The sequence below is a fragment of the Streptomyces sp. NPDC028331 genome (assembly GCF_055565775.1).
The window spans coordinates 84,940-98,878 of record NZ_JBVHTR010000027.1; the positions used below are offsets into that span (position 1 = coordinate 84,940).

Consider the following 13,939-nt stretch of genomic DNA (forward strand, 5'->3'; position numbering starts at 1 on the left):
ATTCCCATGCCGCCCGCTTCCTCCGCCGCATCCGATTCCGGTCGGCCTGTTCCGTCAAACCTGTGGCGGGACGTCGACTTCCGCAGACTCTGGACGGGTCAGACAGCGTCCCAACTCGGTGAACACGCGAGTCTGGTGGTTCTGCCGCTCTTCGCCGTCCTGACACTCCACGCCGACGCCGGCCGGCTGGGCGTCCTGCGTGCGGTGGGGCAGGCGCCGATCCTGTTGCTCTCGCTCTTCGTCGGCGCGTGGGTGGACAGGTTGCGAACCCGCACCACGATGGTGCTCACGGACGCCGGTCGGGCCTTGGCGCTGGGCGCTGTCGCCCTGGCCGGCCTCTTCGGCCGACTCGGCCTGCCCGGCCTGCTCGCGCTCGCCTTCGCCGTCGGGGCCCTGTCCGTGTTCTTCGACGTGGCATACCAGGTGTCCCTCGTACGGCTGGTGGATCGAGACCAACTGGTGCGAGGCAACAGCGCGCTGGAGAGCAGCCGGTCCGCGGCCCAGATCGGCGGTCCCGCTCTCGGCGGTGCGTTGGTGTCCCTGCTGTCGGCGCCGATTGCCGCCGCCTCCAGCGCGCTGTTGTTCGCGCTGTCGTTCCTGTCGATCCGGCGGATCCGCCGTGCCGAATCGATCCCGGAGCGCCCGGAACACCCCCCTCGGGTCTGGCAGCGGATTCATGAGGGCCTGCGTTTCGTCGCCGGCGATACCACGCTTCGGACCGTGTGCCTGGCCTCGGCCGCCTTCCAGTTCTCCTTCGCGGGCATGATGACCGTCTATCTGTCCTTCCTGCCACGGGAACTGCACCTGTCGGGCACCGTCGTGGGGCTGGCGCTCGCGGCACCGGGGCCGGGTGCGTTTCTGGGCTCCCTGCTGGCCGCCCGCCTGCCAAGCCGGTTCGGTTACGGCGCGGTGCTCGTGTGTGCGGCGGCGCTCGGCGACGGCGTGTTCCTGTGTGTGCCCGCGCTGCACGGCTCCTCCGCGGTGACGGTTCCCGTGCTCCTTGCGGTCGGCTTGGTGTTCGGGTTCGGTGGCCAGTTGGTGAATGTCACGGTCATGGCCGTCCGCCAGGCCGTCACCCCGGACGCGATGCAGGGCCGCGCCGCCGCGACGATCACGTTCGTCGGCATGGGGCTGACCCCGCTCGGTTCTCTGGCCGGCGGATTTTTCGCGGAGGAGTGGGGACTGCGCACCGGACTGCTGGTGACGGCCGCAGGCATGATGCTGTCCCCGGTGGTGATGGCTCTCTCACCGCTCGCACGCCTGGGACGGGAGCTCCCCGCCCCGCATGACGCGCCGCCGACGGCCGCCCGTGCTGAGGCCCACGGGGACGGCCGTCCGCGACAGCGGTGAGGCCTTTGACGCAGCCGAGAGCGCGGCGGCGTGAGCTCGGCGAGCAGGACCTCGTGCAGCCGCTCCCCCACGCGGCCTTGTTCCGGTCCCGCTACACCGGGCGGACCTGATCGCCGGTCTTCTGCCGGAGTGCGGCTTCCAGCCGGTCCCGGGCTTCGGTCTGGGCGGCGATCCGTTCGTTGAGGATCGCCAGCCGTTCGCGCGCGACCCGCAGGCCCATGTTCGAGGGAGGTGCGGCGGCGACATCGCCGTCCAGGCACGGCAGGAACACGCGCACGTCGTCCAGGGTGAGCCCGGCGGCCAGCAGATAGCGGATGTTACGGACCCGTACCACCGCCCGCTCGTCGTAGACGCGGTAGCCGTTGGAGGCCCGTTCGGAGGAGATCAGCCCGGCCTGCTCGTAGTGCCGCAGCGCACGAGCGGTCGTACCGGTTGCCTCGGCCAGCTCACCGATCCGCACCCGTTCCACCTCCCGGCCCACTCCTATCACGCCACGACCGCTCCGCCGTCGACCGGGAGTATCACTCCGGTGACGAACGATGCGGCCGGTGCGGCAAGTTGGGTGATCGCCCAGGCCACTTCCTCGGGGCGGCCGATCCGGCCCAGCGGGGTGTGCGCCAACTGCCATTCCCGCACCGCGGCCATCCGCTCCGGCGTCAGGCCCTGGTGCTCACCGATGGGGGTGTCGATCGCGCCGGGGGCGACCGCCACCACCCGGATCCCGCGGGGCGCCAGCTCGACCGCCCAACTGCGGGTCAGCAGTTCGAGGGCCGTCTTGGTCGCCGCGTAGACCGAACTGCCGGGCCAGGCCCGCTGCCCCACCGACGTACTGACGTTGACGATCACTCCGCCCGACGACTCCAGCAGCGGTAGCGCCGCCTGCGCCAGCAGGACCGGAGCGACGAGGTTGGTGGCGAGCTGAGCCGTGATCATCTGCGGCGTCAGCGTGCCGAGGGCGCCGCTGCGCACGATGCCGGCGTTGTTGACCAGCACGTCCAGTCGGCCATGTGTCTCCAGTACGGCCTGGACGATCCGCTCGGGCTCGCCCTCGTCGGTGATGTCGGCGGCCAGCGCTGTGATCCGGTCGTGCCCGGCTGCGGTCTCCAGGAGCGGTTCGGTGCGCCGTCCGATCGCGATCACATGGGCACCCTGGTCGGCGAAGGCACGGGCGGTTGCCCGGCCGATGCCGGTGCCCGCTCCGGTGACGACGACGATCCTGCTGCTCTGCGGTGGGGTGGCGTTCATGCCGTGATCGTCCAACCTTGCCGCCGGTGGCAAGGTCAATGTCTCGTCGAAGAACAGCCGGCTCGTGCGCGTCGCTCTCCGCACACCGACAGCTCGGTCCAGGTGTGCGGCCTGCGTTTTGGGTGAGTGCGGGGCGTAACCGGTCGGGGTGCCGCGGAGGCTTGGAGCGTGTCACGTCCACCGGGCCGGCTGATCGTCGGCATTCGGCACGGGTTCCCCTCTGATCCAGTCCCAGTTGGTGATCGTGGTGCACATCAGCCGGGCCGCGATGGACAGGTGGTTGTCGGCGCCCCGGTAGAGGGTGACCGTCCGACGGCAGTCGGGGCTGTCGACGGGGATCCAGGCGACGGGGGCACGTGTGAAGCTGCGGCGGGCCAGGTCGGGAGCGAGGCCGATGCCCAGTCCCGCGCTGATCAGGTCGGCGATGGCGCTGGGTTCGTCGCTCTGGCAGACGATCTTCGGGGTGAGGCCTCGTGCGGCGAAGAGCCGGTCGAGCAGCCGGCGTAGCCAGTGTCCCTCGCGGGCGGTGACGAAGGGCTGGTCGGCGAGTTCGTCGATGGTCACGGACGTGCGGCCCGCCAGCGGATGGTCGAGTGGCGTGCCCACCCCCACCGGCTCGTCGAACAGGTGCACCGACTCCAGTCCCTCGGCCTGGAGCGGCTGCGAGGCGACGCACAGATCGACCTCTTGGGCGCGCAGGCGGCGGGCCATGTCTTCGGGCGGCGACCAGTGGAGCTCGATCTCGACGGCGGGATGCGCACGCTTGTAGGCCGCCAGCGGCCCGGTGAGGGTGAGGAAGGTTTCCGACGCCAGTCTCACGGTGCCCAGACCCTCGCTGGTGGCTTCGGCGACGGCGCGCCGTCCCGCGTCCAGCTCGCCCAGGGCACGTTCGACGTGATCGCGGAAGAGCTTGCCGCTGTCGTTCAGCCGGAGGCGGCCGCCCCGATCGAACAGCGGTACGCCCAGCTCGCCCTCCAATCGGGCGATGGTCCGGCTCAGTGACGGCTGGGCGACGTGCAACTCCTCGGCGGCCCGGCTGAGGTGCTCCAGCCGTGCCACCACCAGGAACTGCCTGAGCGAGTTCAGCTCCATCATGTCTCCGGCTACATAACGCCATAGCAATATTCGTCTTAGACAAGATAACTCCCCAGTCATAGCGTCGAGTTCATGAGAGGCCGGGATTTCCACCGCGAAGGGGCGGTCGACGCAGCGATGACTACACAACGCGAGGCGGACGAAGCCAGGATCCGCCGGCACATCCACAAGCTCGTCGAAGGAATCCAGGGCAAGGACCTCGACGGCCTGCGGCGGCTCTACGCAACGGACATCGTGTCCTTCGACGTCCAGCCGCCCCTCCAGCACGTGGGGGTCGAGGCCAAACTCGGGAACTGGGCGCCGGTGTTCACGTCCTTCGAGACCGTCACCTACGAGGTTCGCGACCTGACGCTCACCGTGGGCGACGACGTGGCGTTCGGGCACGCCTTCGCTCGTCTCGGGGGCACGCTCAAGGACGGGCCTGCCGTCAGCGGTATGTGGGTCAGGGTCACGTACTGCCTCCGGAAGATCGACTGCGCTTGGTTGATCGTGCACGACCAGGTCTCGGTGCCGCTCGACGTCTCGAGCGGCACCGGAGTGGTCGACCTCGAGCCCTGAAGGTGTCCATCAGCCTCGAGATCCAGGCCGTCCTCCAGAAGTGACCCGGACGGACAGCCCGCGGGGCCACGGGCCTCGTCCGGCACGGCCCGAGAGGTCCCCCGAGACGGCGGTTTCCGAGTTCTCCCCGACAGGCACAGGTTCGTCGAGGTTGACGGCGTACAGGTCTCAAACGGCGAGTGAGGAGGGTGACGCATGGTCACCGTCGACAGATTCCGTCGGGCCGTGTCGGCCCGATCCGATGCCGCGCATCGAAAGCGGGCCTCTGGATGGTTGTTACGGGCGGTCGTCAGCGCGCACACGGTCGCGATCTTCGGTCAACCGGTGTTCGCCGGCGTCTATCTGAGCGGTGACTACGACGCCCTGCGCTGGCACGCGGCCGGCGCCAACGTCGTCACCTCCATCGGCTACGTTCAGTTGATCGCGGCGATCGCGGTCTGGGTCCGGTTGCGCCAGGTCTGGCCGTTCGCCGCCACGCTCGCGTTGGTGGCGGCCGAGACGGTGCAGTACTTCGCCGGAATGGACGGAGCGCTGTGGCTGCACCTCCCCCTGGGCGTGCTGACCATCGTCGCGCTCGGCGTGCTGTTCATCGCCGTGTGGCGGCAGTCCGCCCTGCGACCGGCCCCGGGCACGGCGTCGGTCCCGCGCAAGGAGAACGTCAATGTCTGAGACCCGTGGACTCGGCAGGCGCCAGGTCCTCGGCATCGGCGGAGCGCTCGGGCTGACGGCGGTCACCGGGCTGACGACCGCGGCGCGCCAGGCGCGCCGCCCGGCGTCCACCGGCGGCGAGTTGCGCAGCGGTGTACCGCTGCCGCCCGCGTTCCGGGTGCCGTTGCCGCTGCCCTCCGTCCTGAAGCCCGTCAGAACCTCGGGCGGCGTCGACCGCTACGAGATCACCCAGCGCGAGGTGCCCGTGGAGATCCTGCCCGGCGTCAAGACGCCGATGTGGACCTACGGTGGAACGTTCCCGGGCCCGACGATCGAGGCGCGCCGCGGCCGCCCGGTCACCGTGACGCATCGCAACGAACTGCCCGTGCCGACTGTCGTGCATCTGCACGGCGGACGGACCCCGGCCGCCTCCGACGGCTACCCGACCGACCTCGTCCTGCCGAAGAACTGGGAAGACCCCTCCACCCCCATGGTGCACGGCGCCCATGACATGAGCGGCATGGACGGCACGCAGGGGATGCAGGGCATGAACGGGATGCGTGATCCGAAGGCCGTGGTGACCAGGCTGACGCGGGACTACACGTTCCCGATGGACCAGCGGCCGACGCTGCTCTGGTACCACGACCACCGGATGGACTTCACCGCCCCCGCGATCTGGCGCGGCCTCGCCGGGCTGCACATCGTCCGCGACGACGCCGAGGACTCTCTCGGCCTGCCGTCCGGGCCGCGCGAACTGCCGCTCATGATCGCCGACCGCGCGTTCGACGACCACGGCAACCTGCACTACCCCTCCCTCGACCCGAACCTGCGCACACGGCCGGGTGTCGAGCAGGCCTACCTCGCCGGAGTCCTCGGCGACGTGATCCTGGTCAACGGCGCCCCGTGGCCCGTGCACGAGGTCGACGCCGCCCGCTACCGACTGCGCATCCTGAACGCCTCCAACGCCCGCCACTACGACCTCGAAGCGGTCACCGACGACGGACGCCGCCTCGACCTCGTCCAGGTCGGCGCCGACCAGGGCCTGCTCGCCGCGCCGGTCACCCATCGCTCCCTGCCGATCGCCCCGGCCGAACGCCACGACGTGATCGTCGACTTCGCGGGCGTCCCGGTCGGCGGCCGCGTCAGGATCGTCAACCGGCTGGGCTCCGGCCGCGCCCGCGACGTCATGGCCTTCCAGGTGGCGCGCAGGACCACCGACCACAGCCGCATCCCCGGCACCCTCTCCCGCGACCTGCCGACCTGGCGCCGGTCGGACGCCGCGCGCATACGCGACTTCTCCTTCCGCGCCGGACGCATGCACGGCGGCCACGGGTGGCTGATCGGCGGGCTCCCGTTCGACCCCGCCCGTTCCGACGTCACCACCCGGCTCGGCGACGTCGAGGTGTGGCGGCTGATCGCGGACGTCCACCACCCGGTCCACCTTCACCTGGTCGGGTTCCGGGTGCTGTCGCGCAGCGGAAGGAAGCCGCTCCCCCACGACGCGGGCCTCAAGGACACCGTCTCGCTCCGCCCGGGCGAGTCGGTGGAGATCATCACCCGCTTCGACGGCTACCGCGGCCGCTACCTCTTCCACTGCCACAACGCCGAGCACGAGGACATGGGCATGATGGCCAACCTCGAGATCGTCTGACCCCTCGCCGACGCGAATCCGGCCGACCGCAGCAGTCCCCGCCTGTCCTGGCGCAGCGGCGACCTGGTGTGCTCCAGGTGGACGCGGATCGGCTCACCCGGCCGCGCCCGGTCAGGCCGGCCCGGACCACTCAGGACGGGCTCGGGTGCTCCGGCTCCCCGCCGTCGGGGTCGAACACCTTGGTGAACGTGGCTCCGCACCGGCAGCGCGAGTGCTCGACCAGTTCGCCTTCTTCCGACACGCTCAGCCCCTGACTGAGTCGCACATGCACATGATCACCCATGAGGGAGCTGCTTTCCTTGACGCCCGTCGCTCGCCTCATGGTGGGGGCCCGCCGCTCCCGTCGGCAATGCCGCAGCTCACACAGTTCACGAGTGAGACCACTCCGCTTCATCGCGTGGGCTGGCCTGACCACCGCGCCGTGGAGACCCCGGTCTCCTGCTGACGCCGGGCCCGCCGTCGCAGCGGCACCGCGACGGCCGCGCACTGCACGGCCATGGCGAGCGCCAGCGCCAGGCAGACGCCGGGCAGGCCGAGGCCGGACAGGGCGTAGGCCAGGGGCAGTTGGACGGCGGCGCCGAGCAGGGTGACCCGCAGCAGCGCGGGCGCTCCCCCGCTGCCCTCGAAGACCCCGCCGAGTGCGATGAAGCAGGCCATCAACAGCAGGTAGGGGCCGGCGCAGCGCAGGAACAGCACGCCCTGGTGGGCGACGTCGGGTCCGGCACCGAACGCGGCCATGATCCAGGGTGCGGCGGCGGCGAACAGGGCGGTGGCCGCGAGCCCCAGCGTCCCGGAGACCCGTACCGCCTGCCGGCCGATGTCCCGCTGTGCGTCCTCGCCCGCGCCCCGGGTGTGCGCGGTGTGGATCGCCGCGGCCTGCCGTACCGCGTAGAAGGCCATGGTGGCCACGTACATCACCTTGTAGGCGATGGCGTAGGCGGCCACCGCGGTCACGCCGAGCCGGGCGACGATCGCCACCAGCACGAGCGCCCCGCCCTGCCGCACGGTGAAGTCGGCGGACATGGGCAGCCCGGTGGTGAGGGTGCTGTGCAGGGCGGTGCGCAGCGGGTGGGCGGCGTCCGCCCGGGCGGCCGTGCGCAGCAGCGCGTTGCGGCGCAGCGCGCGCAGGCCCACCGCGAGGGCCGCACAACGGCACAGGACGGTGGACGCGGCGGCGCCCCGCACGCCGTAGAGGTGGATGAGGAAGGGGTCGCACAGCAGGATCAGCCCGTTGCCCAGGAGCGCGAGCCGTAAGGGTGTGCGCGTGTCGCCGGTGCCCTTGAGGATGCCGTCGAGGAGCTGCTGGGCGAAGAAGACGGCCGTGCCGGGCAGGGAGATCGCGAAGTAGGCGGTGGCCAGCCGCAGGGGCGCCGGGTCGGCGCTGCCGAGGACCAGCCGGGCCAGGGGGCCGCGCACCAGGAATCCGCCCACCGCGACGACCGGTGTGACCAGCCCGTACAGGGCCCAACCGCCCCGTACGGCGGCCCGTACCGCACCGGGGTCGCGCGCGCCCCGGGCGTGCGCGACCAGCACGGTCGTGCCGGAGGCGAAGATCAGCGCGACACCGAGCAGAACGTTCTCGGTGTTGGTGGCGACAGCCACGGCTGCGACGGCGGGGCCTCCGAGCCGGGAGACCCAGACGGTGTTGACGATGCCGGACACGACCGAGGCGAGGAGCGAGAAGTAGACGGGGTGGGCGAGCGATATGAGCTGCCTGCGGTGGGGGTTCACATCCGGCCTCCTTGACGTCCTCGTTCGCAATACCTCGAAACGAGATAACTCGGTTAGAGGTAGCATGGCGTTCGGGACGCCCGCAAGGAGGAGAGCGCGTGCTGGAGTTGTCGATCCTCGGCTTCCTCGCCGAGGCACCGCTGCACGGTTACGAGCTGAAGGAGCGCATCAAGGCGCTGAGCGGGCACGTCCGCCCGGTCAGCGACGGCGCGCTGTACCCGGCCATCAACCGGCTGATCGCCGCCGGGCTGCTCGACCAGCGCAGGGAAGAGGGTGGGAGCGCCGCCCCTCGCCGCGTGCTGTCCCTGACCGACAAGGGACGGGAACAACTACTGGCGCGGCTGCGCACGCCCAAGCAGGCCGAGATCACCGACCACGTCCGGTTCAACACGGTCCTGGCCTTCCTGCGGCACCTGGACGACCCCGCCGAGCAGGCCGCGGTGCTGCGCCGCCGCCTGGACTTCCTGCAGACCCCGTCGAGCTTCTTCTACCGGGAAGGTGAGCCGGTGCGCGCCGAGGAGGCCGGGGACCTCTTCCGGGAAGGCATGCTGCGCATCGCCCGGGCCACCGGGACGGCGGAGCGGGAATGGCTGCGCGAGGCCATCGACGTGCTCAGCCGAACTGCGCCCTGACGCACCGTGTCGGCACACTGCTACGGCCTCCTGCCGTGCACGAGGGCGGACCGTACGGCCTGCCGAGACGGAGCCCGCCGGTCGCCGGCGCCGGGTCAGCGGAAGTCGCTGGGGACGTAGGCGTTGGTCCAGTGTGAGTAGGCAGCGCGGTCGGCGGCGGTGAGGGCCGGGCCGGTGATGCGGTACTGCCGGTAGAAGCGGCGCCCGGCGTCGATCCGGACGCCGCTCACCTCCAATCGGGTGTTGCCCAGCACGCGGTGGCGGCCGGATGCGCAGGTCGGCTGGCAGGTGTTGATGTCCAAGGTGCCCGTTGCGGTCGCGGCCGGCCCACCCCAGTTGCTCCAGCGCAGACCACCGAGCGCGGTGTGCGAGGTCACCAGGAAGACACTCGGCCGGGCGGAAGGGTGCTGGGACAGGTCATCCAGCAGGATCGTCGTCGGCGTCGACTGCGAAGGCGCGGCCGACACGAGCACGACGGTGGCGGCGACAGCGACGGCAGAGCGCATGAGCCTCGTGTGACCTCGCATGCCTCGCCTCCCTTGAGGAACGGACAGCGGCCCTGCCGCTGCCTGGGCGCTCTTCCGGATCAGCTCAACCGCGGTGATTCCCAGGCTAAGCCGCGTGCCCGGCCGCCGCCTGTCGAACACGGAGGGCCGGCGCGTCGGTCTCACCGCGGACGAACGCGTTCCCTGTCCGCAGCCGCAGGTCGAATACCTCTTCCACGGCGCCGCCACGGCGGCCCGGGCGGTACTGCCCGCGATGCGTCAGGCCGGTGCCGGGATCCTGCTGTTCACCGCCGGCGGCGGCTCCGTGGACCCGGTGCCGATGCTCGGCAATGTCAAAGCAGAGCCGGCTCTGGTCCTGACGGTCCGGGCAGGCCCCTCTCGGCCACCTCCGGCGAGGGCCGGTTTTGCCGAATCAGCAAACGAACTCGCCCTCCGGGCCGTGCCTTCCGCATGATCGGCGTTGAGCCGACGGAACGGCGCAAGACGGCCGTCCTGACGCACGGCAGACCACCGGCTTCGGAGGAGACGCATGTCGCAGCACGTCGCGGAGATCAGCCACCGGCTGGTCTCCTCACCGGGAGGGCGGATTCACCTCGTGGAGCAGGGAACCGGGCCACTGGTGCTGCTCGTGCACGGCTTCCCGGAATCCTGGTACTCCTGGCGCCACCAACTGCCGGTTCTGGCGGCGGCGGGATACCGCGCGGTCGCCATCGACGTCCGCGGCTACGGCCGCTCCTCCAAGCCGCCCGCGCCCGATGCGTACCGGATGCTCGACCTGGTGGAGGACAACGTCGCGGTGGTGCACGCCCTGGACGAGGAGTCGGCCGTGGTCGTCGGCCACGACTGGGGCGCGACGATCGCCGCGAACTCCGCCCTGCTCAGGCCCGAGGTGTTCCGGGCGGTGGGGCTGCTGAGCGTTCCCTACACCCCGCGCGGCGGGCCCCGGCCCAGCGATGTCTTCGCCCGGATGGGCGGGGACGAGGAGTTCTACGTCTCGTACTTCCAGGAGCCGGGCCGCGCCGAGGCCGAGATCGAACCAGATGTACGCGGCTGGCTCGCGGGCTTCTACGCGGCCTTTTCCGCCGACACCATGCCCCGACCCGGCGCTCCCGACCCGCACTTCGTCAGCAGGACCGGCAAGCTGCGGGACCGGTTCCCCACCGGCCGGCTGCCTGCCTGGCTCAGCGAGGAGGACCTCGACTTCTACGCCGGGGAGTTCGAACGGACCGGCCTCACCGGAGCGCTCAACCGCTATCGGAACATGGACCGCGACTGGGAGGACCTCGCCGCCTTCGACGGCGCCCCCATCACCCAGCCATCGGTGTTCATCGGCGGCGACCTGGACGCCTCCACGACATGGCTGGCCGACGCGATCAAGGCCTACCCGGTCACGCTGCCGGGCCTGGTCTCCTCCCACCTCCTCGACGGCTGCGGCCACTGGATCCAGCAGGAACGCGCCGCCGAGGTGAACCGGCTCCTGACCGGCTGGCTCGCCACCCTGCCGGGCTGACGTCCGCACACCCCCCAGTGCCGACCGAAGACGTCAACTGCGGCGCCACCTGAAAAAGGCGCTGCCACCGCTCGAAGCGCCGGCGAGGCGCTGCTCGTTCTCATGCGGAGCGCCGCTGCGAGGGCTCGAATCCTGTGCGGGGAAACGGGGGCTCAGGAGGGTGGCGAGGGTGGCGACGCGCACCACCGTCGCCGGCGCGGCAGGCAGCGCCCGCACCGGGCGGGGCCATGGGGCGCCCCTCAGCCGGCTCCGCCGGCCCAGGGCACCGGCGTGGCACCAGGGCCGGCGCCTTTTCAGGCGCCGCTCAAGCGGCCTGCCGAGCCGTGTTGTTGCAGAAGGTGCTCGGCTTCAGCAAGTATCTCGGTCACCCGCAGGCCGAACGCGGCGTCGCAGGGGTGCGGCCGACCGGAGCGGGCGGCGGTGCACAGGGCGTCCACCGCCCGGCCGAGGGCCGGGACCACGCCGCCCGAACCGTTCGGGAGCAACGCCACCCCCGACTCTCCACGCAGTTCGACGGCCGCTCCCGCCGCCGCGGGCGGCGCGGTCAGACTCAGCGTCATCGTGCTGGACGCGCCGCCCAGGTGGTCGAGGACGACATGGACGGTGTCCGCGGGACCGGGCGCGGCGACGGCCACCCGCCGCACGTCGCCCAGCACCGGCAGCAGCACGGACAGCGCGTGCGGGCCGACGTCCCACAGGGCGCCCTTCTCCCGTCGCCACGGCGATGCCGCGAAGGGGCTGTCACCGGTGAACACCGCGCCCAGCCACTGGGCGTGCGCGGTGAACCAGCCGCCCAGTGCCGCCTGTTGTGCGATCCAGGCCTCCGGCTCGGTGTGGAAGCGGGTCGTGAAGAAGACCACCGAGGCCACGCCCGCCTCCCGCACGGCGTCGACCACGGCCCGTGCCTGCGTCACCGTCGCGGCCAGGGGCTTGTCGAGCAGCAGGTGGCGCCCCGCCCGCGCGGCTCGCAGTGCGAGTTCGGCCTGAACGTGGGGAGGCAGTGCCACGGCGACGGCGTCCACGTCGGCGAGCAGCGCGTCCACGTCGTCGTAGGCCCGTGTGCCGTGGCGGTCGGCCAGTTCCCCGGCGGCGCTCGCCCGGCGTCCCCACACGCCCACGAAGTCCAGTCGGTCGTGCCCGCTCAGGGCGGGCGCGTGGGCCGCCTGAGCCCAGGGGCCGGTACCGAGCAGCCCGATGCGCATGTCGTTGCCTCTCCACGCCGACGATCACGGTGCAACCGGCCCCAGGATCCGTCCGGTCGTGGCCGAGCCTGTCACACGTGCCGAGGACACGGCAGTTCACCCCCTGACAGGGGGTCGGTGCGGCCGGCTCGGCCTCTCCCCCGCCGGTTGGCGCCTTCCGCCAGGGGTGCCGCGCGCCGGTGCGGGTGCACCTGCGTCGTTCGAGGCACGCTGGATCGGCAGGCGTGGCGGGCCTTCCGCGCAGCGGCGCGGTGCGCCGTCTCGCTGATCGGTGGGAACGACCGACTGCGGCCTGTTCCGTACCCTGGCGGCATGCGTATGCGCCCCACTCTGAGCTGGACCCCCACCGGGGATGTGCCGCCGGGCACCACGGATCTCGAGCCGGTCGCCGAGGCACTGAGGGCCGGCGGTGTGCTGGTGCTCAGCGGGGCGGGCATCTCCACCGAGTCGGGCATCCCCGACTACCGGGGCGAGGGCGGGAGCCTGAACCGGCACACCCCGATGACCTACCAGGACTTCACCGCCGGCCCCGAGGCCCGGCGCAGGTACTGGGCACGCAGTCACCTCGGCTGGCGCACCTTCGGCCGCGCCCGCCCCAACGCCGGGCACCGGGCCGTGGCCGCGTTCGAGCGGCACGGCCTGCTCTCGGGTGTGATCACCCAGAACGTCGACGGCCTGCACCAGGCCGCCGGCAGTGGGGACGTCGTGGAACTCCACGGAAGCCTGGACCGGGTCGTCTGCCTCTCCTGCGGCGCCTACAGCCCGCGCCGTGAACTCGCCCGGCGGCTGGAGGAGGCCAATCCGGGCTTCGACCCGGTGGCCGCGGGAATCAACCCGGACGGTGACGCCGACCTCACCGACGAACAGGCCGCGGACTTCCGCGTGCTGCCCTGCACGATCTGCGGCGGCATCCTCAAGCCGGACGTGGTGTTCTTCGGTGAAGCCGTTCCGCCGCAGCGGGTCGAGCACTGCCGCAGGCTGGTCCGTGAAGCGGCCTCACTGCTGGTCCTGGGCTCCTCACTGACGGTGATGTCCGGGCTCCGGTTCGTCCGCCAGGCGGCCCAGGCCGAGAAGCCGGTGCTGATCGTCAACCGGGATCCGACGCGGGGCGACCGGCACGCCCTCACCCGGGTCGCACTCCCGCTGGGAGCGGCCCTCACCGCCGTGGCCGGCCAACTGCGCATCCCCGTCGACGACGAGGCGGTGGCCCCGGTGACGTCGTGACGGTGGTGGGGCGTCACCGCAGTCCATCCCGGCCGGGCGAACGTCACGATCACCGAGGGGCCCGGCACGCATCTCATTGATCCACGCGCCTCGTTGATCCACGCGCCGTCTCACTGATCCATCCCCCGCCTCATTCATCCACGCGGCTCGTTGATCCACCGCTGGCCGCCGAGCCGTGCTAGGGTCGTGGTGTTGCAGTTGTGGTACCCATGAACCCATGTGCGCCTGACGGGAATGTTTCTCCTTCAGGCGCATTATTTGTTTTCCGGCATCTCCGGATGGGGCCTCTGCCTAGAAGAAGGAAAAAGTCATGGCACAGGGAACCGTGAAGTGGTTCAACGCCGAAAAGGGTTTCGGCTTCATCCAGCAGGACGGCGGCGGCCCGGACGTCTTCGCGCACTACTCGAACATCGCGACCCAGGGCTTCCGTGAGCTCCAGGAGGGCCAGCGGGTCTCCTTCGACGTCACGCAGGGCCAGAAGGGCCCGCAGGCGGAGAACATCGTCCCCGCCTGATCGCCGGACGCGTATCCACTCACCGGGGTCCGCACCGTCGTGGTGCGGACCCCGGTTTGTGCTGTTTCCAGGA

At 71.2% G+C, this 13,939-nt stretch carries 16 protein-coding genes; 9 read left to right on the plus strand and 7 right to left on the minus strand.

Translation table 11 applies throughout. The features are described from left to right. Positions 1–6 precede the first annotated feature (6 nt). Positions 7–1,350 carry an MFS transporter gene (locus tag ACZ4SW_RS31085; protein ID WP_468252124.1) on the plus strand — a complete coding sequence of 448 codons (1,344 nt, stop codon included), beginning with the start codon at positions 7–9 and terminating at the stop codon, positions 1,348–1,350. Between the two features lie 91 nt (positions 1,351–1,441). Here the strand turns inward: ACZ4SW_RS31085 and ACZ4SW_RS31090 are convergent, their stop codons facing one another. The 3 genes from ACZ4SW_RS31090 to ACZ4SW_RS31100 all read right to left on the minus strand — a co-directional run bounded on the left by ACZ4SW_RS31090 (position 1,442) and on the right by ACZ4SW_RS31100 (position 3,690). Further along, on the minus strand, positions 1,442–1,810 hold the full coding sequence (locus tag ACZ4SW_RS31090) for a MerR family transcriptional regulator (RefSeq protein ID WP_468252182.1): 369 nt from the start codon (positions 1,808–1,810) through the stop codon (positions 1,442–1,444). Positions 1,811–1,836: 26 nt separating this feature from the next. Then, complete coding sequence (locus tag ACZ4SW_RS31095) at positions 1,837–2,595, minus strand: SDR family NAD(P)-dependent oxidoreductase (RefSeq protein ID WP_468252126.1); 759 nt, start codon at positions 2,593–2,595, stop codon at positions 1,837–1,839. Between the two features lie 171 nt (positions 2,596–2,766). Beyond that, positions 2,767–3,690 (minus strand): LysR family transcriptional regulator, encoded by a 924-nt coding sequence (locus tag ACZ4SW_RS31100; RefSeq protein ID WP_468252128.1) that lies wholly within the window; start codon positions 3,688–3,690, stop codon positions 2,767–2,769. A 117-nt stretch (positions 3,691–3,807) separates the two neighbouring features. Between ACZ4SW_RS31100 and ACZ4SW_RS31105 the strand changes: the two genes are divergently transcribed. From ACZ4SW_RS31105 to ACZ4SW_RS31115, 3 genes are all read left to right on the plus strand, one after another. Beyond that, positions 3,808–4,248 (plus strand): YybH family protein, encoded by a 441-nt coding sequence (locus tag ACZ4SW_RS31105; RefSeq protein ID WP_468252130.1) that lies wholly within the window; start codon positions 3,808–3,810, stop codon positions 4,246–4,248. Between the two features lie 195 nt (positions 4,249–4,443). Continuing rightward, positions 4,444–4,917: a hypothetical protein gene (locus ACZ4SW_RS31110; protein WP_468252131.1), complete on the plus strand. Its 474-nt coding sequence runs from the start codon at positions 4,444–4,446 to the stop codon at positions 4,915–4,917. Next, a complete protein-coding gene (locus ACZ4SW_RS31115; RefSeq protein ID WP_468252133.1) occupies positions 4,910–6,547 on the plus strand; it encodes a multicopper oxidase family protein in 1,638 nt (545 codons plus the stop codon). Before ACZ4SW_RS31110 ends, ACZ4SW_RS31115 begins: the two co-directional genes overlap by 8 nt. A gap of 130 nt (positions 6,548–6,677) precedes the next feature. Here ACZ4SW_RS31115 and ACZ4SW_RS31120 read toward each other — a convergent pair whose 3' ends face one another. Both ACZ4SW_RS31120 and ACZ4SW_RS31125 read right to left on the minus strand, forming a co-directional pair. Further along, positions 6,678–6,830: a hypothetical protein gene (locus ACZ4SW_RS31120; RefSeq protein WP_468252135.1), complete on the minus strand. Its 153-nt coding sequence runs from the start codon at positions 6,828–6,830 to the stop codon at positions 6,678–6,680. A gap of 107 nt (positions 6,831–6,937) precedes the next feature. Continuing rightward, complete coding sequence (locus tag ACZ4SW_RS31125; protein WP_468252137.1) at positions 6,938–8,278, minus strand: MATE family efflux transporter; 1,341 nt, start codon at positions 8,276–8,278, stop codon at positions 6,938–6,940. A 98-nt stretch (positions 8,279–8,376) separates the two neighbouring features. On the opposite strand from ACZ4SW_RS31125, the gene ACZ4SW_RS31130 reads away from it, so the two are divergent. Further along, positions 8,377–8,910 (plus strand): PadR family transcriptional regulator, encoded by a 534-nt coding sequence (locus ACZ4SW_RS31130; RefSeq protein WP_468252139.1) that lies wholly within the window; start codon positions 8,377–8,379, stop codon positions 8,908–8,910. Positions 8,911–9,005: 95 nt separating this feature from the next. Here the strand turns inward: ACZ4SW_RS31130 and ACZ4SW_RS31135 are convergent, their stop codons facing one another. Beyond that, entirely contained in the window at positions 9,006–9,416 is a 411-nt protein-coding gene (locus ACZ4SW_RS31135) for a hypothetical protein (RefSeq protein ID WP_468252141.1), read from the minus strand. 115 nt (positions 9,417–9,531) lie between these two features. On the opposite strand from ACZ4SW_RS31135, the gene ACZ4SW_RS31140 reads away from it, so the two are divergent. After that, positions 9,532–9,870 carry a hypothetical protein gene (locus tag ACZ4SW_RS31140; protein WP_468252189.1) on the plus strand — a complete coding sequence of 113 codons (339 nt, stop codon included), beginning with the start codon at positions 9,532–9,534 and terminating at the stop codon, positions 9,868–9,870. Positions 9,871–9,945: 75 nt separating this feature from the next. Further along, the gene (locus ACZ4SW_RS31145) at positions 9,946–10,926 is read left to right on the plus strand and encodes an alpha/beta fold hydrolase (RefSeq protein ID WP_468252143.1); all 981 of its coding nucleotides are present in this window, start codon (positions 9,946–9,948) and stop codon (positions 10,924–10,926) included. A 293-nt stretch (positions 10,927–11,219) separates the two neighbouring features. Here ACZ4SW_RS31145 and ACZ4SW_RS31150 read toward each other — a convergent pair whose 3' ends face one another. Further along, positions 11,220–12,128: a Gfo/Idh/MocA family protein gene (locus tag ACZ4SW_RS31150; protein WP_468252145.1), complete on the minus strand. Its 909-nt coding sequence runs from the start codon at positions 12,126–12,128 to the stop codon at positions 11,220–11,222. Between the two features lie 312 nt (positions 12,129–12,440). Here ACZ4SW_RS31150 and ACZ4SW_RS31155 point away from each other — a divergent pair, with 312 nt between their 5' ends. Beyond that, a complete protein-coding gene (locus ACZ4SW_RS31155; protein ID WP_468252147.1) occupies positions 12,441–13,352 on the plus strand; it encodes an NAD-dependent protein deacetylase in 912 nt (303 codons plus the stop codon). Positions 13,353–13,662: 310 nt separating this feature from the next. Continuing rightward, positions 13,663–13,866 (plus strand): cold-shock protein, encoded by a 204-nt coding sequence (locus ACZ4SW_RS31160; RefSeq protein ID WP_023544341.1) that lies wholly within the window; start codon positions 13,663–13,665, stop codon positions 13,864–13,866. Positions 13,867–13,939 lie beyond the last annotated feature (73 nt).